This window comes from Brevibacterium sp. Z349TD_9 (genome assembly GCF_056173565.1).
Genome location: NZ_CM149680.1, coordinates 2,530,385 through 2,556,927, shown reverse-complemented (window position 1 = coordinate 2,556,927; position 26,543 = coordinate 2,530,385). Strand labels below are relative to the sequence as shown.

At 62.8% G+C, this 26,543-nt stretch carries 18 protein-coding genes and 2 pseudogenes; 13 read left to right on the top strand and 7 right to left on the bottom strand.

The genetic code is table 11. The annotated features are described in order from the left end of the window. Positions 1 to 45: 45 nt before the first annotated feature. Positions 46 to 1,695 carry an acetolactate synthase large subunit gene (locus AC0VYB_RS11895; RefSeq protein WP_101624774.1) on the bottom strand — a complete coding sequence of 550 codons (1,650 nt, stop codon included), beginning with the start codon at positions 1,693 to 1,695 and terminating at the stop codon, positions 46 to 48. Positions 1,696 to 1,936: 241 nt separating this feature from the next. Here AC0VYB_RS11895 and pheS point away from each other — a divergent pair, with 241 nt between their 5' ends. From pheS to pabB, 4 genes are all read left to right on the top strand, one after another. Further along, positions 1,937 to 2,980 (top strand): phenylalanine--tRNA ligase subunit alpha, encoded by a 1,044-nt coding sequence (gene pheS / locus AC0VYB_RS11890; protein WP_475384716.1) that lies wholly within the window; start codon positions 1,937 to 1,939, stop codon positions 2,978 to 2,980. A gap of 3 nt (positions 2,981 to 2,983) precedes the next feature. After that, positions 2,984 to 5,560, top strand: a complete 2,577-nt coding sequence (gene pheT, locus AC0VYB_RS11885) for a phenylalanine--tRNA ligase subunit beta (protein WP_475384715.1) — start codon at positions 2,984 to 2,986, stop codon at positions 5,558 to 5,560. A gap of 79 nt (positions 5,561 to 5,639) precedes the next feature. Then, positions 5,640 to 6,521, top strand: a complete 882-nt coding sequence (locus AC0VYB_RS11880) for an SDR family NAD(P)-dependent oxidoreductase (RefSeq protein WP_475384714.1) — start codon at positions 5,640 to 5,642, stop codon at positions 6,519 to 6,521. Between the two features lies 1 nt (position 6,522). Then, on the top strand, positions 6,523 to 8,781 hold the full coding sequence (pabB, locus tag AC0VYB_RS11875) for an aminodeoxychorismate synthase component I (RefSeq protein WP_475384713.1): 2,259 nt from the start codon (positions 6,523 to 6,525) through the stop codon (positions 8,779 to 8,781). Here the strand turns inward: pabB and AC0VYB_RS11870 are convergent. Then, positions 8,752 to 10,086: an ApeA N-terminal domain 1-containing protein gene (locus tag AC0VYB_RS11870; protein WP_475384712.1), complete on the bottom strand. Its 1,335-nt coding sequence runs from the start codon at positions 10,084 to 10,086 to the stop codon at positions 8,752 to 8,754. The two genes, pabB and AC0VYB_RS11870, sit on opposite strands and share 30 nt — an antisense overlap. Before the next feature lie 443 nt (positions 10,087 to 10,529). Between AC0VYB_RS11870 and AC0VYB_RS11865 the strand changes: the two genes are divergently transcribed. Next, a protein-coding gene (locus tag AC0VYB_RS11865; protein ID WP_435382378.1) for an IS3 family transposase occupies positions 10,530 to 11,722 on the top strand; the annotation gives its coding sequence in 2 pieces (ribosomal slippage) (positions 10,530 to 10,814 and positions 10,817 to 11,722; 1,191 coding nt in all). On the opposite strand, the gene AC0VYB_RS11860 is transcribed toward AC0VYB_RS11865, so the two are convergent. Beyond that, positions 11,694 to 13,232 carry a sodium:solute symporter family protein gene (locus AC0VYB_RS11860; protein ID WP_475384711.1) on the bottom strand — a complete coding sequence of 513 codons (1,539 nt, stop codon included), beginning with the start codon at positions 13,230 to 13,232 and terminating at the stop codon, positions 11,694 to 11,696. The genes AC0VYB_RS11865 and AC0VYB_RS11860 overlap by 29 nt on opposite strands. A 120-nt stretch (positions 13,233 to 13,352) precedes the next feature. On the opposite strand from AC0VYB_RS11860, the gene AC0VYB_RS11855 reads away from it, so the two are divergent. Continuing rightward, entirely contained in the window at positions 13,353 to 14,387 is a 1,035-nt protein-coding gene (locus tag AC0VYB_RS11855; protein WP_009381402.1) for an IS30 family transposase, read from the top strand. Positions 14,388 to 14,543: 156 nt separating this feature from the next. On the opposite strand, the gene AC0VYB_RS11850 is transcribed toward AC0VYB_RS11855, so the two are convergent. Continuing rightward, on the bottom strand, positions 14,544 to 15,251 hold the full coding sequence (locus AC0VYB_RS11850) for an aspartate/glutamate racemase family protein (RefSeq protein WP_475384710.1): 708 nt from the start codon (positions 15,249 to 15,251) through the stop codon (positions 14,544 to 14,546). A gap of 154 nt (positions 15,252 to 15,405) precedes the next feature. Between AC0VYB_RS11850 and AC0VYB_RS11845 the strand changes: the two genes are divergently transcribed. From AC0VYB_RS11845 to AC0VYB_RS11825, 5 genes are all read left to right on the top strand, one after another. Next, positions 15,406 to 16,365 (top strand): LysR family transcriptional regulator, encoded by a 960-nt coding sequence (locus tag AC0VYB_RS11845; protein ID WP_063250016.1) that lies wholly within the window; start codon positions 15,406 to 15,408, stop codon positions 16,363 to 16,365. 91 nt (positions 16,366 to 16,456) lie between these two features. Continuing rightward, on the top strand, positions 16,457 to 18,472 hold the full coding sequence (locus AC0VYB_RS11840; RefSeq protein ID WP_259788515.1) for an ABC1 kinase family protein: 2,016 nt from the start codon (positions 16,457 to 16,459) through the stop codon (positions 18,470 to 18,472). 322 nt (positions 18,473 to 18,794) lie between these two features. Further along, on the top strand, positions 18,795 to 19,262 hold the full coding sequence (locus tag AC0VYB_RS11835) for a hypothetical protein (RefSeq protein ID WP_475384709.1): 468 nt from the start codon (positions 18,795 to 18,797) through the stop codon (positions 19,260 to 19,262). A 51-nt stretch (positions 19,263 to 19,313) separates the two neighbouring features. Continuing rightward, positions 19,314 to 20,165 carry a hypothetical protein gene (locus AC0VYB_RS11830; RefSeq protein ID WP_156491150.1) on the top strand — a complete coding sequence of 284 codons (852 nt, stop codon included), beginning with the start codon at positions 19,314 to 19,316 and terminating at the stop codon, positions 20,163 to 20,165. Then, positions 20,162 to 20,914: a BglII/BstYI family type II restriction endonuclease gene (locus tag AC0VYB_RS11825; RefSeq protein WP_259788517.1), complete on the top strand. Its 753-nt coding sequence runs from the start codon at positions 20,162 to 20,164 to the stop codon at positions 20,912 to 20,914. Before AC0VYB_RS11830 ends, AC0VYB_RS11825 begins: the two co-directional genes overlap by 4 nt. Before the next feature lie 64 nt (positions 20,915 to 20,978). On the opposite strand, the pseudogene AC0VYB_RS11820 reads toward AC0VYB_RS11825, so the two are convergent. Beyond that, positions 20,979 to 21,731 (bottom strand): annotated as a pseudogene (locus AC0VYB_RS11820) (IS3 family transposase); the annotation flags it as partial. Positions 21,732 to 22,253: 522 nt separating this feature from the next. On the opposite strand from AC0VYB_RS11820, the gene AC0VYB_RS11815 reads away from it, so the two are divergent. Continuing rightward, entirely contained in the window at positions 22,254 to 23,192 is a 939-nt protein-coding gene (locus tag AC0VYB_RS11815; protein ID WP_231882225.1) for an MT-A70 family methyltransferase, read from the top strand. Positions 23,193 to 23,195: 3 nt separating this feature from the next. Here AC0VYB_RS11815 and AC0VYB_RS11810 read toward each other — a convergent pair whose 3' ends face one another. Further along, the gene (locus AC0VYB_RS11810) at positions 23,196 to 24,065 is read right to left on the bottom strand and encodes a BglII/BstYI family type II restriction endonuclease (protein ID WP_082834925.1); all 870 of its coding nucleotides are present in this window, start codon (positions 24,063 to 24,065) and stop codon (positions 23,196 to 23,198) included. A 326-nt stretch (positions 24,066 to 24,391) separates the two neighbouring features. Here AC0VYB_RS11810 and AC0VYB_RS11805 point away from each other — a divergent pair. Continuing rightward, positions 24,392 to 25,540 (top strand): annotated as a pseudogene (locus AC0VYB_RS11805) (IS3 family transposase). Here AC0VYB_RS11805 and AC0VYB_RS11800 read toward each other — a convergent pair. Beyond that, positions 25,467 to 26,480, bottom strand: a complete 1,014-nt coding sequence (locus tag AC0VYB_RS11800) for an IS630 family transposase (protein ID WP_475384708.1) — start codon at positions 26,478 to 26,480, stop codon at positions 25,467 to 25,469. The pseudogene AC0VYB_RS11805 and the gene AC0VYB_RS11800 sit on opposite strands and share 74 nt — an antisense overlap. Between the last annotated feature and the right edge of the window lie 63 nt (positions 26,481 to 26,543).

Here is a 26,543-nt window from a genome sequence, read left to right as displayed (position 1 = left end):
CGCCTCGGCGGGGGTCGGTCTGATTCCGGGCAACGCCCGAACGACTTACCGGTCCCGCAGCTCCTCGATGAGGACGCGGACGTTCTCCGTGTAGTCGATAGGGGCGACGATGAGCTGGACTCCACCCTCGGTGAACGCCGACTCGAGGGCATCGTGGAAGTCGGCGATGTCCTCGACCCGACGTCCCTTGGCACCGTAGGACTCGGCGTAGGTGACGAAGTCAGGGTTGCCGAACGTCATCCCGTAGTCCGTCAGCCCGTCGACGGCCTGCTTCCACCGGATCATCCCGTACGCGTTGTCCTCGAGGATGAGGATGACGAGGTCGAGGCCGAGCCGCACCGCGGTCTCCATCTCCTGGCTGTTCATCATGAACCCGCCGTCACCGCAGATCGCCATGACTCGGCACTCGGGGTGGGTGAGCTTCGCCCCGATCGCCGAGGGCAGGCCCGCCCCCATCGTCGCCAGCGCATTGTCGAGGAGGACGGTGTTTGCCCTGGTGGTGCGGTAGTTGCGGGCGAACCAGATCTTGTACATCCCGTTGTCGAGGGCGAGGATCCCGTCGACCGGCATGACGCGGCGCACCTCGTGGACGATCCGCTGCGGACTGAACCGGTCGTCGTTCGACCCCTGTTCGATCTTCGTGAGGATCTCCTCGCGCATCGGCAGCAGCGCGCCTGCGTTGGGGACCTGCCCTTCGAGCATGTCGCCGAGGCGCATGAGCGTGGGTCCGAGATCGCCGACCGCCTCGTACTGGGGGAAGTAGACCTGCTCGACGACTGCGGCACGGAATCCGAGGTGAACGACGGTGGGGCCGTGCTCGTCCATCGTGAACGGCGGCTTCTCCGTCGTGTCGTGGCCGATCGTGACGATGACGTCGGCCTGCTCGATCGCGTCGTGGACGTAGTCACGGTCGGTCAGCGCCGCAGTGCCCATGTAGAGGCCGGTCGAGCCGGAGACCGTGCCCTTGCCCATCTGCGTCGTGAAGTAGGGGATGCCGACGCGGGGGACGAACTCGGCGAGCGGCCAGCTGCAGTCGGCTCGCGAGGCATCGGCCCCGAGCATGAGCAGGGGGCGCTTCGCATTGCGGATGACCTCGGCCGCGGCAATGAGCGCCTCGTTCGACGGGGTAGGCCGTTGGATCGGGTGCGGGGGAATGAGATCGTAGTGCTCGACGGGGGTGCCGGCGACATCCTCGGGGAGTTCGAGATGAACGGGACCGGGGCGTTCGTCGACGGCGACGCGGAACGCCTCTCTCACCATCGTGGGGATCATCCTCGGCGAGATGATCTGGTGGGTCGACTTCGTCAGCGGTCCCATCGCGGCGACGGTGTTGACGATCTGGAAGCGGGCCTGCTCGGCGGTGAGGATGCCCTTCTGTCCGGTGATCATCACCATCGGCATCCCGCCGAGCTGTGCGTACGCGGCACCGGTGGCAAGGTTGAGCGCGCCGGGGCCCAGAGTCGTCAGGCACACACCGGGCTTGCCGGTGAGACGACCGTAGGTGGCCGCCATGAACGCGGCGGCCTGTTCGTGGCGGGTGATGACGAGTTCGATGTTCGAGCGTCTGAGCGAATCGAGGAAGTCGAGGTTCTCCTCGCCGGGGATCCCGAAGATTCGTTCGACACCCTCGTTCTCGAGGGCACGGACCATGACATCGGACGCCGTGACTGGGACATCGCTCTCATTCGTCGTCATGTTCCGACAGTAGCGCGTGAAACCGTCAAGGGCACTGACTTCTCGATCACAGGGACGGAGCGGACGAACGCTCCGTACGGTCACCTCGGCGAGGTGGACCCGGACCTCCGCCATCGTCCCCGACCGCCACCCGGACGACCGCCCGACCACGAGTCCCCGAGGCGATAGACTGATCTGCGGCAGAGAGGCATTCGAAAGACCAGTCGAATGCCGAGATCACAGCAGTCGGCAAAGGACTTCGATGACAGACCAGCTGGACCCCTTGGACGAGTCAGCCGTGCAGGCTGCCGTGGACACGGCGCTGCAGGCGTTCGCGGACGCCCGCACCCTTGATGACCTCAAGGCGGCGAAGATCGACTTCATGGGCGACAAGGCCCCGCTGGCACTGGCGAACCGGGCGATCGGCGGACTCGACAAGGCCGACAAGGCCGTCGCCGGCAAGATCGTCGGCAAGTCCCGCGGACTCGTCAAGAAGGCCCACGACGAGCGCCTGGCCGAGCTCGAAGCCGAGCGCGACGCCGCCGTCCTCATCGAGGAGTCCATCGACGTCACGCTGCCGTCCGACCGTCGCGGCCTCGGCGCTCGCCACCCGCTCTCCCTCATCCAGGAGCAGGCGGCGGACTACTTCATCGGCCTCGGCTGGGAGGTCGCCGAAGGCCCCGAGATCGAAGCCGAATGGCTCAACTTCGATGCGCTCAACTTCGGCCCCGACCATCCGGCCCGGCAGATGCAGGACACGTTCTTCGTCGACCCGCCCGAGGCCGGCCTCGTCCTGCGCACCCACACCTCGCCCGTGCAGTCGCGGTCCCTGCTCGAGCGCGGCGTGCCGCTCTACGTCGTGTGCCCCGGCAAGACCTTCCGCACCGACGAGCTCGACGCCACGCACACCCCCGTCTTCCACCAGATCGAGGGCATCGCCATCGACAAGGGCCTGACGATGGCCAACCTCAAGGGCACCCTCGACGGCTTCGCCCGGGAGATGTTCGGCCCCGAGTCGACGACGCGCCTGCGCCCCAGCTTCTTCCCGTTCACCGAACCGAGCGCGGAGATGGACTTCTGGTTCCCCAACAAGGTCGGCGGACCCGGCTGGATCGAATGGGGCGGCTGCGGCATGGTCCACCCCAATGTGCTCCGCTCCGCCGGCATCGACCCCGACGTCTACCAGGGCTTCGCCTTCGGCATGGGCATCGAGCGCACGCTCATGCTCCGCGAGGGCATCAATGACATGCACGACATGGTCGAAGGCGATGTGCGCTTCTCGGCCCGTTTCGGAATGAAGGCTTGATACATGCGCGTCCCACTCTCCTGGCTGGCTGACTACGTCGACTACCCGGCCGACACCGACTCCCATGCCCTCGCCGCCGAGTTCGCCGCAATCGGGCTCGAGGAGGAGGACTACTTCGGCGCCGAGGTGACCGGACCCCTCGTCGTCGGTCGTGTCCTCGACCTCGTCAAGGAGGAGCACTCCAACGGCAAGACCGTTAATTGGTGCCGCGTCGACGTCGGAGACGAGCACAACGACGCCGCCGACGACCCGAAGGATCCGCAGCCCGGCGAGGAGCGTCCGAGCCGCGGCATCATCTGCGGTGCCCACAACTTCGAGCCCGGCGACCTCGTCGTCGTCTCCCTGCCCGGGGTCGTCCTCCCCGGCGACTTCCGCATCGCCGCCCGCAAGACCTACGGTCACACCTCGGACGGGATGATCTGTTCGACCGCTGAGCTCGGCCTCGGCGACGATCACGGCGGCATCATCGTGCTGTCCGACTTCGGTCTCACGGGCGAGCCCGGCGATGACGCAATCGCCCTCCTCGGCCTCGATGACGTCACCCTCGACGTCAACGTCACCCCCGACCGCGGCTACCAGCTCTCCATGCGCGGCATCGCGCGCGAGTATGCGCAGATGAAGGGGCAGTCCTTCACCGACTTCGGAAGCGAATCCATCGCCGAGGTGAACGCCCCCACCGCTGATGGGTTCCCTGTCGTCATCGACGACGTCCGCCCCATCGACGGCGTGCCCGGCGCTGATGTGTTCACTGCCCTCCAGGTCACCGGCATCGACCCGACGCGGGCGACGCCATACTGGATGCGCCACCGCCTCCTCGAGGCCGGGATGCGCCCGATCAGCCTCACCGTCGACATCACGAACTACGTCATGCTCGAACTCGGCCAGCCGCTGCACGCGTATGACACGGCGCTCCTCGGTGAGGAGATCGTCGTCCGCCGCGCCGAGGCGGGGGAGAAGTTCACGACCCTTGATGACATCACACGCACCCTCGACGCCGAGGACCTCCTCATCACCGACCGCAGCGCGGACGGGACGTCGAAGATCATCGGCCTCGCCGGTGTCATGGGCGGTGCCGCCGTCGAGGTCAACGACGAGACGACCGACGTCGTCATCGAGGCCGCCCACTTTGACCCGATCTCGATCGCCCGGACCTCGCGCCGCCACAAGCTCTCCTCGGAAGCCTCCCGGCGGTTCGAGCGCGGTGTCGACCCGAAGCTCGGACCGGTCGCGGCCCGGCGCTGCGCGGACCTTCTCGTCGAGCTCGCCGGGGGCACGCTCAGTGCCGCGACGACGCAGATCGGTGAGGCACCGGCCCCGGTCGTCATCGACCTCGCCGTCGACCGGGTGTCCTCGGTCGTCGGTGTCGATTATTCGCTCGCCGAGGTGGTCAGTCTCCTCGAGGGCATCGGCGCGGACGTCGAGGACCTCGGTGACGGTGTCCTGCGGGTGACCGTCCCGAGCTGGCGTCCCGACCTCACCGCGGACATCGACCTCGTCGAGGAGGTCGCCCGCACCGGCGGCTACGACCGGATCCCGTCGATCCAGCCCGCCGCCAGGACCGGGACCGGACTGACCGAGGCACAGCGCGCCCGCCGGCGGATCTCGAACCTGCTCACCGCGGACGGGTACACGGAGGTGCTGAGCTATCCGTTCACCTCGGCGAAGCGGGACGACGAGCTCCGGCTCGAGGTCGACGATCCGCGGCGGAAGCACATCCGGTTGGCCAACCCGATGTCCGAGGATCTGCCGCTCATGCGCACGACCCTGCTCTCGACGCTGCTCGACGTCGCGGTCCGCAACTTCGGTCGCGGGGCCAAGGACGCCGCGCTCTTCGAGGCCGGGCTCGTCTCGACCGCGGAGGGCCTGCCAGCCAAGCCGGGGCCGCGGTACCTTCCGGGCTACCATCCGACGGAGGCCGAGCTCGAGGAGATCTACGCCTCGGTGCCGGCTCAGCCGTACCACTTCGCCGGTGTCGTCGCCGGTCACGCCGAGTTCCCCGGGATCTGGGGCAAGGGCCGTCGCGCCGAGGCGACCGACGTCATCGACACGGTCCGCCGGATCGCCGAGGTCAGCGGCGTCGACGTGAGCGTCGAAGCCGAGCGCGGTGCCCCGTGGCATCCGGGACGGGCCGCGAAGTTCACGCTCGCCGACGGTCAGGTGCTCGGGTATGCCGGTGAGCTCCACCCGAAGGTCATCGAGAACCTCGGTCTGCCGGCGCGCACGGTCGCGTTCGAGATCGACCTCGACGCCCTGCTCGCACAGGATGACCTGCGGACCTGGGACGGCGCACTCTCGACCTACCCGGTGTCCCGGCAGGACGTCGCACTCGTCGTCGATGAGGATCTGCCCGCGCAGACGCTCGAGGCGACGCTCGTCGAGGGGGCGGGGGCCGACCTCGAGGGGATCGAGATCTTCGACCTCTACACCGGCGACCAGCTGCCCGAGGGGAAGAAGTCGCTCGCGTTCCGTCTGACGTTCCGGGCTCCGGATCGCACGCTCAAGGCCGATGAGGCTTCGGCGATGCGTGAGGCGGCGACGGCGCTGGCGACCGAACGCCACGGCGCGGTCGTCCGGAGCTGAGCTGTCCGAACGCTTACTGGCACTGTCCGATTGCTCGCTGAAACATCCGTCTACTCGCTGTTACTGAGGAGTTCCGACCATGAGTGAGAAGCTGCCCTACGGCACCCGGATGCCCGCCGATTCCGCGAACGCTGAGGCGACTGCGGTACCGGAGGAGACGATCGCGCTCATCACCGGTGGGGCGCGCGGTATCGGCCGCCACCTCGCCGAGGCGTTCGCCCGTGCCGGCTACCGCGTCGTCGTCACGGCCACCTCGGCGGTCAATGCCCGTGAGGCCGCCGCTGAGATCGCGGGGGAGACCGGTGGGAAGGCGACCGGCTTCGGACTCACTGTCGACGACTCTGCCTCAGTCGCTGAGCTCAGGGCCGCGGTGACCGGGCTGGAGGCGGAGACCGGGCAGCGGCTGCAGGTGCTCGTCAACAACGCCGGTCGCATCGAGTCGACCGAGGGCCCGCTCTGGGTCGCCGATCCGGAGAGTCTCGCCGGGGTCGTCGGGGCGAACGTCCTCGGGGTCGCGCTCATGGTCAACGCGTTCGCGCCCGTCCTCATCGCCGCCGCCGAGGCGACCGGCCGTCCCAGCCGCATCATCGACCTCAACTCGGGGTCGGGCGCGAAGGGGACGCCCGCGTACGCGGTGTACTCGGCGTCGAAGGCGTCGCTGTTCCGGATCTCCGATTCCGTCGTCCACTTCGGGCACGACCAGGGCCTGCGGATCTTCGAGATGGCGCCCGGCGTCGTCGAGACGGCGATGACGAAGTCGATGCCCGTCCACGACTTCCGCACCGAGGGCGACTGGACGACGCCGGAGCAGGTCACCGACCTCGCGTTGGCGCTCGCGTCGGGTTCGCTCGACGCGTTCACCGGCCGGTACGTCCGTGCCGGTGCCGATACCGAGGAATCCCTGCGCGCCGAGGCGGCTGATGGACTCTCGGACTCCGCCCGTCGGCTCGTCCTCGGGTGAGATGATCCGCACCCTGCTGATCGACAACGCGGACTCGTTCACGTTCAATCTCTTCCATCTCCTCGCCGAAGTGAACGGCTGCGAACCGGTGGTCGTGCCCAACGATTGGGCCGGGTATTCGCTGTCGGCTCTGAAGGATTTCGACAATGTCGTCATCTCGCCGGGGCCGGGAACGCCGCTTGAGCCTGCTGACTTCGGGATATGCGCCGATGTGATCGAGCATGCGGCGATTCCTGTGCTCGGGGTGTGCCTGGGGCATCAGGGGATCGCGCACGTGCACGGCGGCACGATCGCTCATGCGCCGGAGCCGCGGCACGGGCGGGTGTCGGAGATCCGGCATTCAGGTACGGAGCTGTTCGAGGGACTGCCCTCGCCGTTCGGGGCGGCGCGGTATCACTCGCTCGCGGTGGCTGAGTTGCCGGAGATCCTCGAGGCGACGGCGTGGTCGGAAGACGGTGTGCTCATGGGGCTCGCGCATAGGAACCGGCCGCATTGGGGTGTGCAATTCCATCCGGAGTCGATCGTGACAGAAGGCGCGGTCACGCTGCTGCAGAACTTCCGACGGCTGACCGAGGAATGGTGGGCGGAGCAGCGATCGTCGCGTGAGTCCGACGGGGATCGCTCCCGTCGTGGCGATGTGGTGGGCTCGGAAGAGCGTTTCGTTAGCAACCAGGCGGTCGAGGGTTTCGTCGGCACTATGCCTCACCATGAGCAACGGACCTATACGCTGCACGTGCATGAGATGCCGTTGACCGCATCGACATCCGCCATCTTCAGCGCGTTGTTCGCCGACGAACCAGAGGCCGTGTGGCTCGACGGCAATATGCCGGGTCATGCGGATTCGCGGTTCTCGATCATGGGTACACCGACAGGCCCGTTGAGTCGACGGGTCACAGCAAACGTCACCGCGGGGACGCTTGACGTCAGGTCAGCGGACGGAACAGAAACTCTGACTTCCGGCTTCTTCGATTGGCTCAACGCCGACCTCGAGTCGACGGAACTCGTGCAGCCGGCCGAGACTGCCGAACTGCCATTCACTTTCCGTCTCGGATGGGTCGGCTATCTCGGCTACGAGCTCAAAGCCGAAGTCGGTTCGCCGGGAAGGCATGCCTCTGAACACCCGGATGCGCTGATGATCTTCCTCGACCGCGCGCTCGTCGTCGATCATGAACAGGGGAGTGTCTACCTCCTCGCTCTCAGCGGCGAGGGCGTGAATGAGGATGACTGCGGAGCGTGGTTCCATGAGACCACTCGCCGGATTGATGCGATCGTGCCGGATCCGGACACGGTTGAGCCGGGACCCGCGGCGGCATCACATACTCAGCCCAGTCGTGGATCGGATTCTCTGACGGACTTTCCTCCGGAACTGCGGGCCCGCCATTCGCAATCCGAGTATCTCGACCTTATCGCGGAAGCACAACGGCTGATCAACGACGGTGAGACGTACGAGGTCTGTCTGACGAACATGCTCGAGATGCCGTGGACGCGGGATGCCTTCGAAACGTACAGGGACCTGAGACGGGACAATCCGACGCCGTTCGGTTCATTCCTCAAGTCGCCTGAGGTAAATGTGCTGAGCACGTCGCCGGAGCGGTTCGTGCGGATCTCGGTGAGCGGAGTCGCCGAGTCGAAGCCGATCAAGGGCACACGACGGCGGGGGAGTACCCCCGAAGAGGATGAAGCGTTGAAGGCTGATCTGCGGACGTCGGTGAAGGATCGGTCGGAGAACCTCATGATCGTCGATCTCGTCCGTCACGATCTCGGAGTCACAGCCGAACTCGGCTCGGTCGAGGTCTCGAAGCTTTTCGACGTGGAAACCTACGCGACGGTCCACCAACTGGTCTCGACGGTCCGGTCCCAGTTGCGGGACACTGCGACTCCGGTCGAGTGCATCCGAGCAGCATTCCCGCCGGGATCGATGACGGGCGCCCCCAAGCATCGCACGATGTCCATCATCGACGACCTCGAGGGCGGCCCGCGCGGAGTCTATAGCGGAGCAGTCGGCTTCTTCTCTCTCGACGGTGCAGTAGACCTAAGCGTCCTCATCCGCACCACGGTATTGGCCGAAGACCGCCTCACCTATGGAGTAGGCGGGGCGATCGTAGCTCTCTCTGAGCCAAGCGACGAAATTAACGAGTGTATAGCAAAATCTAGACCGATTCAGTCCCTACGATGGCCTGCTCGAAAAGGGCGCGATAGCAGAGTTCAAATGGTTCAGTCGGCAATGTGGTCAGTTGACGGCCACAAACTCGGAAGCTAGGGGGTCTCGTTCCACCAACTCGTTTAAGGTGGATGGACTCACCCCCAGTTGTAGGCCGATCCAAAATCGAATGACGAGCAAATTTTGCCTAAAAGTATTTAAGACTTCGAGAGAATCCGGATGTTCACGATCGTGGTGCTTCATACCCATATAAACGGCATCGGCGCGTTCGATCCAATCTTCAATATCATTGAAGGGCTTCACCTCCATGTCGTTGAGGATCGTCCTTAGGCTGTCTTTGTATCGCAACCTCTGGCGCTGTCCCTTCAGGTTCGTTCCATCGTTCTTGGTGATTTCGATGAGATACCCCAAGAGTTCTAACGCAATGCCGCTTTGTACCACGTTTGGGTACGCCCATTTATCCGTTGATCTGAGGATTCGAACGAAAGGATCTAGTGCACGACCATACGTTTCGCGTAGCGTGAGCCAACGTCTTATTCCTTGGGTTCCGACCTCGTCGAAGGGAAAGAGGAAGTTTGGGGAAGTGGTCCAATCAACGTGTTTCGGTAGCCTGTGAGTGACCACAGGCGCCCACCGTTCTTGTATGACTGTCCCGTCCGAGGCGCGTTCGGGGTCGTCATCTCGAAGGACCGAAACCGCTGAAAATCCAAACGGCTGCCAGGCCGCGATTGAAAGGATTTCCAACAGAGCCTCATGAAGGTAGAGGTGCTCGTTCCAAGCTTTCGCCCGCTTGACCCTGGTCTCTATCTCGAGTGATTCCGATACGGAGATTTCCGAACGACTTTTCTCGTATGACCAAGTTGATCGCATTGAGAGATTCGAAGTGCGAGATAGACGTATTGGCTCAGTCGTTTGTACGTTTACTTTCAGAGAGGATAGGCGACCGTTCTTATTTTCGGTGCTTGACTTGATCTGACTGAACCGAGTCCACTCTGAAAGAGCCGGAATGCGGGTTCGCAAGCCATTGATCCTCTCGTATTTGAGAGTGCGTCCGCCTATGACAGCAAAATTCGCGACAAGAACGCCTTGTCCGACCCGAAAGTTGGCTGAAGAACGTGCCGCCCTGCATCCGACTAGCGCCACTGCGCCATGGTTATCTTCCATTAAGAGGACTCTAGGAGGTCGGTAGCTGTACTTCACGCGATCTGGATCGTCGCCAAACTCGATTCCTTCTGACCACCATCTTCCGTAAGGGCTACGTAGACCGAACACCCCCTTGAGCGGAATAGTCAGCTCAATGGCCGATCCGGTGTTGCGGAGCATCACAGCCAGATCCTCGGTGTTGGGATCACCGTCGACAAACCAACCAAGTCGGGGCTCGCCCACCTCGAGTTCGCCACTCACCATAGTTCCTCCATGCTCAGTCGAGATCAAGGTCGACGGACAGGCTTGATCGAATCTATCGGGAGTATATCTATTGTGGGTTGCACTTGACGTATAGCGCGAATAGGTCGTTACGGTTTCCGTCGTAGGGAAGTGAAGGCGCTAGTAGTGGTTGTTTCGCATTGTGATGTCATCTGATGTTCAGGTAGCAGTGGAGTTGTTCGGAGTGCGAAAGCGTACGTCTAGTCTCATTTCCTCAAGACTGCCTTGTGCATTTTTCGCCCGATTTTCATGATCGTGGCTATTCCGGAGACTCAAACTGATCCTTGATTGATTACCTCTGAATCGCGCGGCACGTACGCCTCCCGCTTCCCGTAGATCGTCAGCGATAGTACGGGACTGATGCAGGGTTTGGTGACATCTGATCTGGCTTGTACACAGGCAAGCCTGGAAGGATAGACACCATGCCCCAGCCCTATCCGAAAGAGTTCCGCGATGACGTCGTCCGCGTGGCCTTGAACCGCGACGAGAAGACCACGATCGGACAGATCGCCAAGGACTTCGGCGTCCACGAAGGCACCATCGCGAAATGGCTCCGCCAGGCCGAGATCGATGCTGGTAACAAGCTCGGCAATACCACCGACGAATCCGCTGAACTGCGGGAGCTGCGGCGGCGGACTCGCCTGTTGGAGCAAGAGAACGAAGTCCTGCGCCGCGCGGCTGCGTATCTGTCGCAGGCGAATCTGCCGTCAAAAGGCTCTACCCGCTCGTGAGAGAGCTCGCCGTCGACGGTATTCCCGTGGCGGTGTCGTGCCGGGTCTTGAAGCTCTCGCGCCAGCCCTACTACCGGTGGTTGGCCACGCCGGTCCCTGAAGCCGATATCGTCGAAGCGTACCGGGCCAACGCCCTGTTCGACGCCCACTGCGACGATCCCGAGTTCGGATACCGATACCTCGCCGATGAAGCAGAGTCGGCCGGCCATCCCATGGCAGTGCGCACCGCGTGGCGGTTGTGTTCGACCAACTCCTGGTTCTCAGCCTTCGGCAAGGGCCGGGGTAAGAATGGAAAGAAGCCCGGTCCACCCGTCCACGACGACCTGTGTGCCGTGGTCGACGAGGACGGTCGGACCCGGCACAAGTTCACAGCCGATGGCGTGAACCGGCTCTGGTTGACCGACATTTCGGAACACCACACCGATGAGGGCAAGCTGTACCTCTGTGCGATCAAGGACGTCTACTCGGGCCGGATCGTCGGCTACTCGATGAGTGCGCGGATGAAGGCCCGGTTGGCTGTTGACGCTCTCGAGATGGCGGTGGCCCGCAGGGGTGGTGATGTGGGCGGATGCACGGTACACAGCGACCGTGGCAGTCAGTTTCGATCAAGGAAATTCACTCAGAGTCTGGCTTGCCACGGCCTTGTTGGGTCGATGGGCCGGGTCGGTGCTGCTGGCGACAACGCGGCCATGGAGTCATTCTTCGCCCTGCTGCAGAAGAACGTTCTCGACCGTCGCCGGTGGGTGAGTCGGGAGCAGTTGAGAATCGCGATCGTGACGTGGATCGAGCAGACGTATCACCGTCGTCGGCGGCAAGCCCGGTTGGGTCGTTTGACACCTGTCGAGTACGAAGCAATTATTGAGTCACCTGCAGTCGCAGCGTGACACCCGAATTGTCACCTCTCCTTGCATCAGTCCCTACGTCGCGATCCGTGCGCAGGGTGAACGACTTCGTGAGCACCGAGAACACGTATCCCAGCACCACCGACGCGACGAACGCAACGATCGAGATCGCGAACGGGTTGAGACCGACGACGTTCTGCACATACCAGGCGAGCCCCGCGCCGAACAGCAGACCACACAGCACTCCAAAGGTGTTGGCCCGCTTCGTGAAGATCCCCAAAGCGAAGACACCAGCGAGCGGAACACCGAAGAGACCGGTGATGCTGAGGAACAGATCCCACGTCTCCGCCTGATCGGTCGCGACCAGGTAGAGCGCCACGGCAACGGACGCGGCCCCGACGGCGATGATGACGAACCGCGAGAAGCCCACGCCCGACCGCGCCTGCCCATCCCGCGGCGGGAAGAACCGGTCGCGGATGTCGACGGTGACGCACGCAGAGATCGAATTGAGGCTCGAAGAGATCGTCGATTGCGCTGCAGCGAAGATCGCCGCAATGAGCAGACCCGAGATCCCCGCCGGCAGCACATTGACCGCGAAGTACGGAACGATCGCCGAGGTGTTGAAGTTCGCCGGCAGCGCCTCGGCGTGCCGGTAGTAGCTGTAGAGCACCGTGCCGATCCCGTAGAAGAGGGGAATCGTCAGCAGGGCGAGGAACCCGTTGACCATGAGCGACCGCGCGGCTCCGCCCGGAGCATCGGTCGTCTGATACCGCTGCACGACATCCTGGCTGGCCGTGTACTGGTGGAGGTTGTTGAAGACCGACCCGAGGAAGATGATCGGGATCGCCGCTGCCGCCCCGCCGATGGTCCAATTGTCGGCGGAGATGAACTTGTCGTCGGCCGCGGCATCAGCGGCCACGGTGGCAAAACCACCGTCGATGGCGGCGATGCCGAAGATGAGGATGACTGCCGCACCGATGAGGAGGATGATCGCCTGAGCGACATCCGACCAGATGACGCCCTCCATGCCTCCGAGGAACGTGTAGATCACCGAGAGCACTCCCACGGCACCGGCGATGAGCACCGGGCTGAGGTCGGTGACGGAACTGATCGCCAGCGTCGGCAGGTAGACGACGATGGCCACACGGCCGATGTGGAAGAGGACGAAGAGCACCGACCCGAGGACGCGGATGCTCGGGCCGAACCGCGCCTCGAGGTATTCGTACGCGGTCGTGACATCGAGCTTGCGGAAGAAGGGGATGTAGAACCAGACGAGGATGGGCACGAGGAGGAAGATCGCAATATTGCCCGCCGCATACGACCAGTCGTTGAGGAACGACTGCTCCGGCGTCGACATGAACGTGATCGCCGACAGCGTCGTCGCATAGATGCTGAAACCCGCCGCCCACGACGGAATCCGCCCATTGGCCCTGAAGAACTCCTCAGTGCTCTGCCCCGCTTTGCGGGTGAACCAGACCCCGATAGCGAGGGTCGCGAGCAGATAGATGATGATCACGGCCCAGTTGAGTCCGCCAAGTCCTGGAGCGTCCATGCCCCTCCTCGAAAACCGGACGGGATCGCGCGATATCTCGACCCCGAAACGAACAGGGTGGTGTCATAGCGTCGAAGCAACACTCCCGGTCGGCGGGGGTCTGATCGGTGGAGTGTGCAGATGGCGCGGGTGGGGTTGTCGTTCAGCGACAGGTCGGAGATCTCGGCGGCCTCGAAAGCGGGCTGGTCGGTGCGGAGGATCGCCCGTCACCTGGGGCGTTGCCCGTCGGTGATCTCGCGGGAGCTTCACCGGAACTCGACGAAGACCCGCGGCTACCAGGCCGTGACCGCAGACGTCAGAGCGCAGCGTCGGCGAGCTCGCCCGCAGCAGCGGAAGGTCGCGGGGGATCCGGTGCTGCAGGCGAGGGTGGACGCCGACCTGGCCGCGTCCTGGACGCCGAACGAGATAGCGGGCCGGTTGCGTCTGGAGGCGACAGACCCGACCGTTGAACGCATGGCGAACTCTCCTGACGCACGCGGCCGAACCGTCTCCGGTGAGGCTATCTACCAGTACATCTACGCAATCCCGAAGGGTGAGCTCGCCCGCAAGGGCATCTTCCTGCAGTCCAAGCGGACCAAGCGCCGACCACGTACGACCGGGCGGACGCGCGGTGGCCCAATCGTAGGTATGGTCCCGATCGCGGAGCGAGGTGAGGACGCCGCCCAGCGTCGGGTGCCGGGGCACTGGGAGGGTGACCTGATCATCGGGAAGAACGGCACCTCGTGCGCGGCGACGCTGGTGGAGCGGATGAGCGGGTTCACCGGGCTGCTGGCCCTGCCCTCGAAACACGCCGAGCCAACCGCTGACGCGGTCATCGAGTTTTTCAACGACCTGCCCGAGATGATGAAGGCATCGTTGGCGTGGGACCAGGGCAGCGAGATGGCCCAGCACGCGAAGGTCTCCCTGGCCACGGCGATGCCGGTCTACTTCGCCGATCCCCACTCGCCCTGGCAGAGGCCCAGCAACGAGAACACGAACCGGCTCTACCGGGAGTATCTGCCCAAGGGCACGGTGATCCCCGATCACCAGCCCTACCTCACCACCATCGCCGAGGAGATCAACAATCGACCCCGCCGCCGACTGGGCTATCTCACGCCCACCGAGGCATTCGCTCGACTGCTCGCCGGCGAGCCCCATGTTGCTTCGACGCCTTGACATCGCCCAGACGATCGTATTTCCCTATGTCGAGAAGTTACCGGAAGGTCTCAAACGAGACAACTGTGATTGTCGAATGGGCAATCCGCGCGATTCGATGAACCGCAGGTCACGAGACTCGTCCGACCGCAATCGAGACCGCGGCCGGCCTCAAACTCAGCCCACAACCAGCTCGTCCGCCATCATCCATTCGACGATCGCCGCAACGTGAGCATCGACGGAGTCGATCGCCGGCAGGGGAGCGACCTCTGGGGGAACGAGCAGACCGATCTCGGTGCACGAGAGAGCCACAGCGTGGGCGCCACGGTCGGCAAGCGTCTGCATGATCTCAATGTACCGAGCACGCGAGGCATCGGTGAACGTGCCCTGGGTGAGCTCGTCCCAGATGATCTGATCGACCTCGAGACACGTCGCCTCATCGGGGATGAGCGTGGTGATTCCCTGTGCTTCGAGGCGTTCGGTATAGAAGCCGTCGAGCATCGTCCACTTCGTTCCGAGTACGGCCAGCGTCGAATAGCCGCGGTCCTTCGCCATCGCCGCGATCGAATCGACGATGTGGATGAGGGGGACATCGACAGACGCCTCGACGGTCGGTGCCGTCTTGTGCATGAGGTTCGTCGCAATCGCGACTGCCTCGGCACCACCGGCCGAGAGGCGCTGACCCGTCGCCGCCAAGGCAGCCGACGCCCCGTCCCAGTCCTCGGCGATCTGGAGGTCACGGATGCCGGAGAAGTCGCACGAGTCGAGGAGGATCTGCGCGGAGTGATGCCCGCCGAGGCGCTCGGCGATTGCAGCATTGATCTTCGTGTAGTACTCGATGCTCGAGTGCCAGCTCATTCCACCCAGCAGTCCGATTCTCCGCACCGTCTATCTCCTCATCGTTCCCAGTGCGACCGCCATCCCGAACTGCATCAGCTCAGCCAGCGACGATCGCCGATTCCTTATGCCCTTCCAGTCTGAGCCACGAAGGACACACGCAGTAGACCCACTTCCGACTGACTTGGCATAAGCTGAACTTATGCCCGAGCACTTCGACCAGGCCCTGACCGTCGGCGACCCGAAACGCCTTCTCCTCTTCGGCGCCGTCGCCGAGGCAGGCAGCCTCGGCGCCGCCGCCCGCGAGATCGGCTGGTCCCAGCCTGCGCTCTCCCAGCACATGTCAGCGCTCGAGAAGGACCTCGGCGTCTCCCTCTTCGACCGCACCCCACGCGGCATCGTCCTCACGACCGCCGGCCAGCTCGCCCTCATCCGCGCGAGTGAGGTCGCCGCCTCGGTGACGGGACTCCGCCGCGACCTTGCGACCGCGTTCGGACTCGGCGGACGCAACGTCCGCCTCGCCGGATTCCCGAGCTTCGTCATCGGCCCCCTCGCCGGCGCCCTCGGCACCCTCGAGACGATCGCCGCCGACCACCCGGACACCGTCACTCGGCACTCCTACGAAGTCGTCGAGGCCGAACCGCCCGAAGCGCTCACCCTGCTCGAGAACGGTGCAATCGACGTCGCCTTCGTCTTCCACCACGAGGACGAGGACCCACCGGAACTGGTCAATGCGACGACGATCGACCTCGGCGAGGATCGACTCGACCTCCTCGTCCCCGAACGCTGGAACCGGGCCGGGCGGATCCACGCGCTTGCCGACGTCGCCGAACTGCCGTGGATCATGGGCTGCGAACGGTGCCGGTCGACCGCGGAACGACTGTGCCGGCGGGCAGGGTTCGAACCGCGGACCCGGCACATAACCGACAATCCCGGCGCGATCCAGGCATTGGTGTCGAACAGCCTCGGCGTGGCCCTGCTCCCGCAGAGCGCCCGGCGCACGACCGCGGTCGACGGGATCGCGGCGATCTCGATCGCCGAAGTCGGCACCCGGCGCATCAGCGCCCTCGTCCCCACCGAACTCGATACGGCTCCGGAGATCACCGACCTCCTCGATGCACTGCGAACTCTGAGTCTCGGTGGCAGGGATCGGCAGGAGTGATCAATTAGGGTGGTGAGAGCGCGCAGCTGAGCCCGACGACCTCAGCAGGCGTCGGCCCGGCACGGACACGGACGACGAAAGGGGAGTGCGGATGACGATCCTCTACTCCATCGGATTGGGTCTCATCAACGCTGTCATCGTCGGCTTCCTCGTCCGGCGGATGATGATCATCGGCACCGGCGCCGCCCGCAACACCGTCGTCTCCCTCATCATGGGCCTCTCGATCTGGCCCATCACCCTCCAGGCGTACAAGCTCCTCGGCATCTCCGAGGACAACACGTACCCCAGCCTCGACATGAGCTTCCCCGCGATCCTCGTCTTCCTCCTCCTCTTCGCGTGGGCCATCGTCCTCCAGATGTTCGTCCTCCTCGCCATCGAACTCGTCCTGCCCACCGGCACCCTGTCGTCCGTGCTGCGCTCGGCGCCGAAGATCCCCACCTGGTACCGCCGAGTCAACCGGCTCGCCCAAGTCCAGAAGATCCTCGTCCAGTTCGGTCTCGCCCGCTACCTCAAACCCCGCATCCCGACCCTGCGCGTGTCCCTGCGGGAGATCGCGGCGACGACCCGCGATGCGCTGGCCGCGGCCGGGGTGACGTTCGTCAAGCTCGGGCAGTTCATCGCCACCCGCGGTGACATGATCCCGCACGAGTTCGTCGAGGAGTTCTCCAAACTCCAGGCCGGCGTTCCGCCGGTTCCCTTCGCCGAGGTGAAGGAACAGTTGGAGACCCAATGGGGCCGTCCCGTCGCCGAGGTGTTCGAAAGTTTCGACGAAGTGCCCTTCGCGGCCGCCTCGGTGGCGCAGGTCCACCGTGCGGTGACGTGGGAAGGGCAGGTCGTTGCGGTCAAGGTGCAGCGGCCGAAGATCCGCAAGCAGGTGCGGGCGGATTCCGACATCGTCCTCACGCTCGCTGAGCGGTTGGAACGGTCGACGGACTGGGCGAAGAAGGTCGGCGTCGTCAAGCTCGCGCAGAGCTTCGTCGAATCCCTCCAGGGCGAGCTCGACTACCGCGGGGAGCTCGCGCACATCGAGGCGCTGCGGGACGCCGACGAACAGGGGAAGGCGCGGACGGAGACGACGTCGGTCGTCGAGATCCCCAACGTCTACCCGGAGCTGTCGGGGGAGTACGTCATCGTCATGGACCTCGTCGAGGGTGTGCCGCTCTCCCGCGCCGATGAGGTCGTCAACGGGCTCTCGCAGATCGCGCGGGCCGAGATCGCTCAGGATCTCTTCCTCATGGTCGTCCGGCAGGTGCTCGGCAAGGGGATCTTCCATGCTGATCTCCACCCGGGCAATATCATCGTGTCCTCGTCCGGTCGGGCCGGCTTGGTCGACTTCGGGGCGATCGGGCTCATCGACAAACGGGACCGGCGGGCGATCGCACTGCTGCTTATGGCCTTCGATTCGCAGAATTCGCATGCGGCGACCGCAGCGATCCTCGAGCTGCTCGGAACGCCGAGCGATGTTGATCTCCGCGAGCTGCAGCGGGAGATCGGGCAGATCATGCTCAAGTACGGGGATGGTCGGCCGGGGTCGACGTCGGCGGCGCTCTTCGGTGAGCTCATCGACTTCGTCGTCGATTTCGGGTTCCCGATGCCGACGTCGGTGGCGACAGCCTTCCGGGCCATCAGCACGCTCGAGGGCTCGATCATGAAGCTCGATCCGAGGCTCAATCTGCTCACGCTCGTGACGCGGAACGGGAAGGACCTCCTCCGTGAGGTCGGGGGACTCGGCGTCGATCGCAGTGAGATGACGCTTTACTTCGCGGCGACGGTGCCGCAGATGGCGGAGCTCCCGGCTCAGGTGTCGCGGATCGCGGGGCATCTGCAGGACGGGACCTTGGATGTCGGGACGAGTGGGTTGAACATCTCGATGATCAAGAACCTGCTCAAGTCGACGGTCGAGCAGTTCATCCAGGTGATCGTCTCGACGGCTCTCATCCTTGGGGGAGTGATCCTCATGGCCGCGAACTTCGGTCCGCAGCTGGCGCCGGAGTTGAAGCTCTTCACGTATTTTGGGGCGTGGGTCTTGTTGGCCGGGAGTGTGTTGGCGGCGCTGGTGCTGGCGCCCGCGCTGCGGCAACGGATGGCTTGGGATTCGTTGGGGTAGAAGCTGCTTCCGGTGAGCCAAGCTATTCAACACTCGATGCACCGCCGTTTCAACGAGGCGTCGTGCTCAGTCGCCGCCGTTGGGGCAACCAGAGCTTGAATAGAGTCTTACGATGTCGCGTCATCCTCTGAGATGAGTAATGTTTGGGTTTCTGAGCGTGGAAGGCAATTCACACTCGATGGCAGTCGGTCGACAACGAGCATGCGCGTTCGGCTAGTGTTGACTCCGACGCTGACTTCGGACTTCGACTTCAGGATTGAGGGCAAGATGCACGACGGGCACGCTGTGGAGTTCCGTAGCGGACTAACCTCTGGTGGGAAAAGTGAGTAAGGACAGGTGGGCCGACACTCGGATTGAGCGCGCCGCGGTTCTTGCGACCGAGCGTTCCATCATCGAGCATACGGGCTTCGTCACGGCACAACCTGCCACAGATCACGGGATCGACCTGCTTGTGTTCAAACCCGAGCCCTTCGCGGTCTCGCCGATCCAGGTCAAGGGAGCGGAGAGCGGCTTGAAGGTTATGTCGAAGTATGCCCGATCCCCCATCATCTTGGCCTATGTTGTCGACCCACGGGGCGACGATCCGCTTGTCTCGATAATGACCGGCATTGATGCTTGGCAGTTGCCCTTGGAGTACGCGCGGGAAGGTGGCAAGGCAAGTGATTACAACCCAGACGGTGAGACGTATCGGTGGGCTCGAGTAACGACGAGGCTCAGGGGCATCCTGGAGCTGCGACGAGCGTCGGAAGAACGGTGGAGCCAACTTTTCGAGGAGGTTGGTGCTAAGTGATTGAGGCAAACGTGTTGGAGTTCCGTAGAGGATTGACTTAGGGGTGACGTGATGGCTAAGTCGGAACGTGAGAACTTTACGGACGCAGTCCGTAGGACCGTCGCCCGCAAGGCGATGTACGTCTGCTCAAACCCTGAGTGTCTCCGTGTCACCGGGTTCGTGACGACCAGTGGAAAGCCCCGTTCCATCGCTCAGGCCGCGCACATCGCCTCGGCGGTGGATGATGGACCAAGGGGTGAAAGCTTGGTTCCTATGCGGGACGGGTCTACTGCCGCTCGAGGAGATGAGGCTAACGCGGTGTGGTTGTGCATGCCGTGTCACTATAAGATTGATGCGGACGAAGACGCGTTCCCCACAGAGGTTCTAGTGGCCTGGAAGCGCGACCACGAGAAGCGCGTGTCAGGACTCGTTGGTCTCGATCTAGAGCAAAGCCTCCTTCGGCTTGCTGAGGTGCGCTTCTCGCATGATCTTGCGCGCGATCTCCTCCAGTGGCTAGATGGACACAGGTTCATGTACTTCGAGGAGGAGAGAGAGTTCCCCGATCAAGTATGGGGAGCGGTGCAAGATCTGCGCTGGAAGATATCAAATCTGCGAGGCAGAGTGACTGACCCCGAATCCCCACTCGGCGCGGTTCTCGCTGCTATCGATGACGCCGTCCATGAGTTCGTGATCGCGCTGAGCGACATTCGCGTTACCGAAATTAAAGTCACTTCTGGGTATCCTGAGTTTGAGAGATTCTCCAAGGCGCTCGGCATCTTGCGTGCGCAAATCCTCGCGGTTGCCGCGCCGCTCGCGCGACAAGAGGGTTTCCGATTTCAAAGGATTCCTGAGTACTTGATGCCGAAATCCGAGAGTGATGCGGTGGAGTTCCGCAGCGGAATAACCTTTGGAGGTAAGAGGTGAGCCACGACGATCAAACCGTCGCTGCTGACCAGCTTCCCGGAACAGTGCAGCCTCCTCAGACGGAGCTACCGACCGGGTACCACTACGGTGTCACACGCTACGCGGACTTGATCCTCAATAGCGCATTCCCGGAGAAGTTCGCGGACATCGTCGCGAACCTCGAGGATTTCTACATTGACTACGCTGAAGACATCCAGGCTGGAGGCGGGTCACGTGCGCGGCACACCGCGCGCCACGACGAAGGTCTGACCAGGCGTGGCTGGGCGAAGCACAACGTCACCGTAGAGAAGCTCGTCGATGGCGAGCCCGTTTTTCGTGTGCGTAATCACGAGATCGACGTCTTTACGATGGGTGACGACGGTACTTACCCGGGTATCGCCGACGAGATGGAGTGGAACAACAAGGACCCCTTTTTTCATCGCGACTTGAACAACTTCCAGGCTCTGCATCGCGAGGGTGTGATCGCGGTCGGCGTGATCATCACCAGGGGCCCCCGATTGCAGGAGGTACTCGAGTTCCTCGGCAACGAAGGGGAGTACTCGAAGACCAAGTATGGCAAGGCGACCACGCATTGGGACAAGCTCATCCCCATGATCGATATGGGCGGCGGAGGGGAGTGCCCATTGCTTTGTATCGGTATCGAACCGGAGAAGGTGCGTGGATTGCCAGTCGACACACTGAAGGACTTCACCTTCTCCGATGGTACTGCTCTGGAGCTGCCGGAGGCTGCGGATGTCACGGAAAAGTAGATCTCATATGAGATCTACTTATGGTGGGCTGTGTCAAGTTTTGTAGACGGTCTGTTTGTGGATCTCAGGCCGCGGTCGCGTCCTGAGGGACATAAGTGGCTCGTACCTCGGCAGGGGTGCGGCAGCCGAGAGTCGAGAGGAGTCGACGGCGATTGTAGAAGACCTCGATGTATTCCATCACCGCGAACCTCGCCCGTCGACGGGTAGCGAAGCTGTACCGGTAGTACATCTCGTTCTTCAGCATCGAGAACCACGACTCCGCAACAGCGTTGTCATGGCACGACCCGGTCCGCCCCACCGAGCGCCGCACACCGAACTCGATCGCGACAGCAGCATACTTCGCCGAGGTGTAGACACTGCCTCGTTCGCTGTGGAAGATAGCGCCCGGCTCGATTCGCCCGTGAGTGCCCGCCATCTCCAGCGCGTCGCCTACCAGCTCGGCACGCATGTGATCGGCCATCGACCAGCCCACCACCTTACGGTTGAACTGGTCGATCACCGTCGCTAAGTACAACCATTCCTCCCCGGTGCGTAGATACGTGATGTCACCGACTAGACGGGTCCCCGGCGCATCGGCGGTGAAGTCACGACCGATCAGGTCCGGACGGGCCGCAGCGTCCTCGGCGGGGGTGGTGGTGCGCTTCTTGATGCGCGGTTGGTTCCCGAAGATCCCGAGTTCTCGCATGATCGTACGCACCAGTCCCATCGACGCGGCCAGCCCCTGACGGTCCAGTTCGGCACGCACCCGCCGGAACCCGTTGACCCCACCCGAGCCAGCATGGAGCCGCGTGATGCGTTCTCCTTGTTCTGGATCAGAAGAGCGGCTCCGGGCGAGTTGTTTGACAAAGAAACCGTTAGCCCGGCAAGGAGCTTGACGTCATTGGCCCTCTTCGCGGCGGTGGTGATTGCCCCGACACCAGACGAGCCGGACGTTGCTGCACCGTCGGGTCAGTCACGTCGAGATGATCGTCCGATTCGTGAGGCGACTCAGTGAGCGATGTTTCAAATTTGCTCCCGTCGAGCATTCTGTATAGCGTTGTGCGTTTCGTCGCGGCAACCTGCACCATACCTTTTTGCACCATGGGTGCGGTTATGGCAAGCGGAGCCACGCCGCATGTGATGCTTTCACGCTAGGTCGCTACGGCTGACATCCCTGTCACGACCGGTTTCTACCGTCTCGACGGGACGCTGTTCCCGTGTCCTCAGTCCCGGTGCGCCTGTTCCGCAGCTTGTAGCTAGAACGTAGGTACCACTTCATGTTGTCAAGGCCGGCGTCGTGTCAGTGGTATGTGGCATCGTATGTTCATCATGTTCCAATACTTGGAGGCGATACGAGATCATGAGTGCGACGACGACCCCAGAGAAAAGATCCAATGATGAACTATTGGATCTTTTCAGCTACGATGGTGCTATGCCTGCAACTATTGACATGCCCCAATCGCTTGCCGACATCCCGCCGCTACCGACGGTTGCGGGCGGTTTTAAAACAGTACTCGCCGACCCGCCTTGGAGGTTTGCGAACAGGACTGGGAAGGTTGCCCCGGAGCATCGACGCCTCGACCGTTACGGCACCATGGACCTCGAAGAAATCAAGGCGCTTCCCGTGGATCAGGTAACTGCTAAAGATGCACACCTCTATCTTTGGGTACCCAACGCCCTGCTCCTCGAGGGCATCGAAGTGCTCCAAGCATGGGGGTATCGCTATGTGAGCAATGTGATTTGGGCGAAGCGCCGCAAGGACGGGGGCCCGGATGGTCGTGGTGTTGGGTTCTACTTCCGGAACGTGACCGAGCCTATCCTTTTTGGAGTTAAGGGTTCCATGCGAACGCTTGCCCCTGCTCGTTCAACTGTCAACATGCTCGAAACTAGGAAGCGAGAGCATAGTCGTAAGCCTGAAGAGCAGTACGATCTCATTGAGTCTTGCTCGCCCGGGCCCTACCTTGAGATGTTTGCTCGCTACTCTCGACCTGGTTGGAACTCGTGGGGCAACGAATCTGCTGAGGATGTTGCGCCCAAGGGCAGGACTCATCGTGGCTATGAGGGCGGAAAAATCGACAATTTCCCAAAGCTAGAGCCACATGAGCGGATGAGTGGCTGGCTCTCGGACCGGATTGCTCGCATCTTGGTCGAGGAGTACGAAGCTGGAGCTTCGGTCCAACAGCTCGCGGACTCCTCCGGCTATTCCATCACTCGGGTCAGGGCACTCCTCGTTAGGGGAGGTGCCAATTTTCGGGGACGTGGCCGCCCAAAGAAGACGCTGGAACGAGTCGGCAAATAAGGGCTACTCAACTTCTAGTGGCTCGGTTGTGGCGTCACCGAGATCGCCAATGTTTTCGTTCGGAAAGAGCCGTTCTGCGAGCCGTTCGACATGACCTCCCGTCGTGTGATTCGCGGAGACCCGTCGGATTTCCGTGTCCAGGTTGTCCGGTTGCTCGTAGCATCGAGTTGTGATGGCGATCGCGAGGATGGGGCAGCCACCGCCATCGCCTCGTTTGATTCGGGTGATGAGTTTCTCGAAGTTTGAGGTAGTCGATGTGCCGAGCGGATCATGTGGCGTCTTCTCGAGCCGCTCATTCCACTTCGCGGAGACAAAGTCAGCTGCGTGGAGTTCTTTAGCTCTCGCGATAGTTTCGATCCACAACGTTCGCATGTCAGTTTGGCGACGAACAACGAGGATACCGAGATCGAGGACTCCGGCATCGTAGAGACTACGGAAGTTGGAAAAGTCCCGATCCAGGTTTCCGTCCTTTGGGTTCCATTCGACATCAAGACCGACGCGGCCTTTCACATTATCGATTTGGTGGCCTTCGTAGAGGCTCTTGCTGATCCGATGCTCTTTGCTCTTCTCGCCTACTGGTCTGTATGGGTTTAAAACTAGGTCAGTTGTAAGTTCTTGTTGGAACTTGGCTTCGCGCCAACCAGAAACCCGAAAAGCTTCATCGAGCTCTGCTGCTATGAAGTGCTTGCTCCCGCCGCCTCGAACGATTCGCTCTACATCGAAGTGAAAGCCGTCCAGCACGGTAACCATCTCGGAGAGTAGCTCAGAGTTCGACGCCTTGAACATTGCCGCGGCATTGCGGGTCTCGATGATGTCGTATCGTTTGACGACGGACTCAGGTATTTCAGTGCGCCACGATTCTGTAAGTTCCATGTCCAGTAGCCTAGCTGAAGCCAATTTGAGGGTGCTCAATTGGTCTGCGGCGTCAGTGGTTTACTTCAGGGCGAAGATCTCGAGAAGGTCTAGTGTCGCGTGTCTGAAGTTGTTTTAGGTTTGGCCTTCTCAAGGACCTGTCGTGGTGTCTTCGTCCACACAAACGGGTGCTTACGCCTGTTCCACCAATTGATGAACTCCCGGATCTTCTTGTTGAGGTCCTTCGCCGACGTGAACACGCCGTGGGCTGACCCCGGGATGTAGGTCCAGTCGTTGTGTGAGTCGTCTTGATGCTCGCTGCTGCGGGCAGGAAGACTGGTCTCATCATGACGAACACGAGGAAGCGGCACACGCCTGAGCAGGTCGTGCGCAAGCTCGGACAGGCCGACCGGATGCTGGCCGATGGCGCGGACGTCGCGGCGGTGTGCCGCGAGCTGGGCGTGTCGGAACAGACGTACTACCGGTGGCGCAACCAGTACGGCGGGCTCAAGGCCGACGACGCCAAGCGCCTCAAGGAGCTCGAGAAGCAGAACGCCACCCTCAAGCGTCTGCTCGCTGAAGCAGAGCTGGAGAAGGCGGCGCTGAAGGAGCTGGCAGAGGGAAACTTCTAGGCCCGGGCAGGAGGCGCGCCGCTGTCGCTCACCTCATCGCGAAGATGCGGGTGAGCGAGCGGATGGCGTGCCGGCTGACCGGGCTATCCAGGTCCGCCTACCGGCGCACCCTCAAGGCCGATACCGTCGCCGACCCCGACGCCGCCTTGCGTGAATGGCTGCGCGGTTACGCGAAGAAGCACCCCCGCTGGGGCTACCGGCGCGCGTGCCACGACGCCCGCGGCGAGGGCTGGCAGGTCAACCACAAGAAGATCCAGCGGCTATGGCGCGAGGAAGGCCTACGCGTGCCCCAGCGACGTCGCCGTAAGCGCATCGGCTCCTCGACCACGGACGCCCCCCAAGGCGTGCGCCCCGAACGTGGTGTGGGCCATCGACTTCCAGTTCGACGTCGACGAGGCCGGGCGTCCGATCAAAATCGCGTCGATCGTGGACGAGCACACCCGGGTCTGCCTCGGCGGCCTCGTGGAACGCTCCATCACCGCCGACCGTCTCACCGACCATCTCGACGACCTCGTTAAGCTGCACGGACCGCCCGCGGTCCTCAGAAGCGACAACGGGCCCGAGTTCATCAGCCAGGCGATCGCCGACTGGGCCGGCACCCGCACCGGCTTGTCGTACATCCCGCCCGGCTCGCCGTGGCTCAACGGCTACGTCGAGTCGTTCAACTCCCGCCTGCGCGACGAGTGCTTGAACATCAACAGCTTCTACTCACTGCTGCACGCCCAGGTCGTCATCGGCGACTGGAAGGTCGAGTACAACACCGTGCGACGCCACTCGGCGCTGGGCTACCTCACCCCGGCCGACTATGCTCGCCACTGCACCCACGAAATGGAACCCGACGACTCACACAGAGACCGGACCTAACAACGGGGGCGGCCCAGCCGCGCTTGATCGCCTGGCGATCGATGATGCCAAACCACACTGCGACGAGGTTCAACCACGGCCCCGACGTCGGGGTGAAATGGACATGAAATCGCGGATGAGCCTCCAACCAGTCCCGGACCTCGACGGTCTTGTGCGTGGCGTAGTTGTCCATGACCAGATGGAGTTCACGGTCCGGATACGCCCGATCGATCTGGCGCAGAGACGACAGGAGCTCCTGCCGCCGACGCCGGGATTTCACGGCACCCGTGACCTCTCCTGTGGCAACTTCCAACGCTGCGAACAGTGTTGACGTGCCATGCCGATGGTAGTCATGGGTGCGTTTCTCGGCATCGCCCATACGCATCGGCAGCAACGGTGCTGTGCGATCCAGAGCCTGGATCTGAGACTTCTCATCGACACACAACACGACCGCATTGTCTGGTGGTGACAGGTAGAGGCCGATGATATCGGTGACTTTCGCCTCCAGCTCAGGATCGGTGGAGAAATTGAATATCTCCGCCTTCCATGGCTGGATCCCGTACTTGCGCCAGGCCCGGGCGACAGTCGCAATCCCGACCCCCAGATGCTCACCGAGCAACCGCGAAGACCAATGGGTGACACCGTACTTCTTCGGAGGCGGAACCAGGGTAGTCGTCACGATGTCGAAGTGACCGAGCTGTCGAGGTCGACCCGAACGCTGCTCATCTCCCAGCCCCGCGATGCCGGCCTCGGCGTAGCGGGCCCGCCACTTCAGCACGGTCACGACTGAGGCTCCCGTCATTTCAGCGATGCGCGTATTCGCCAGACCCTCGGCGGCCAGGAGCGCGATGCGTGCTCGCCTGTCCAGACCAGCCTTGATCGTTGATGATCGCACCCATTCACGCAATTGAGACTCTTCACCTTCGAACAGGACCAGTGCTGGAGCGGCAGAATTCGCCAAGAACCAATTCTCCCAAACACCCAACCATTCAGGAACTAACGACACGCGACACTAGTTAGCTTG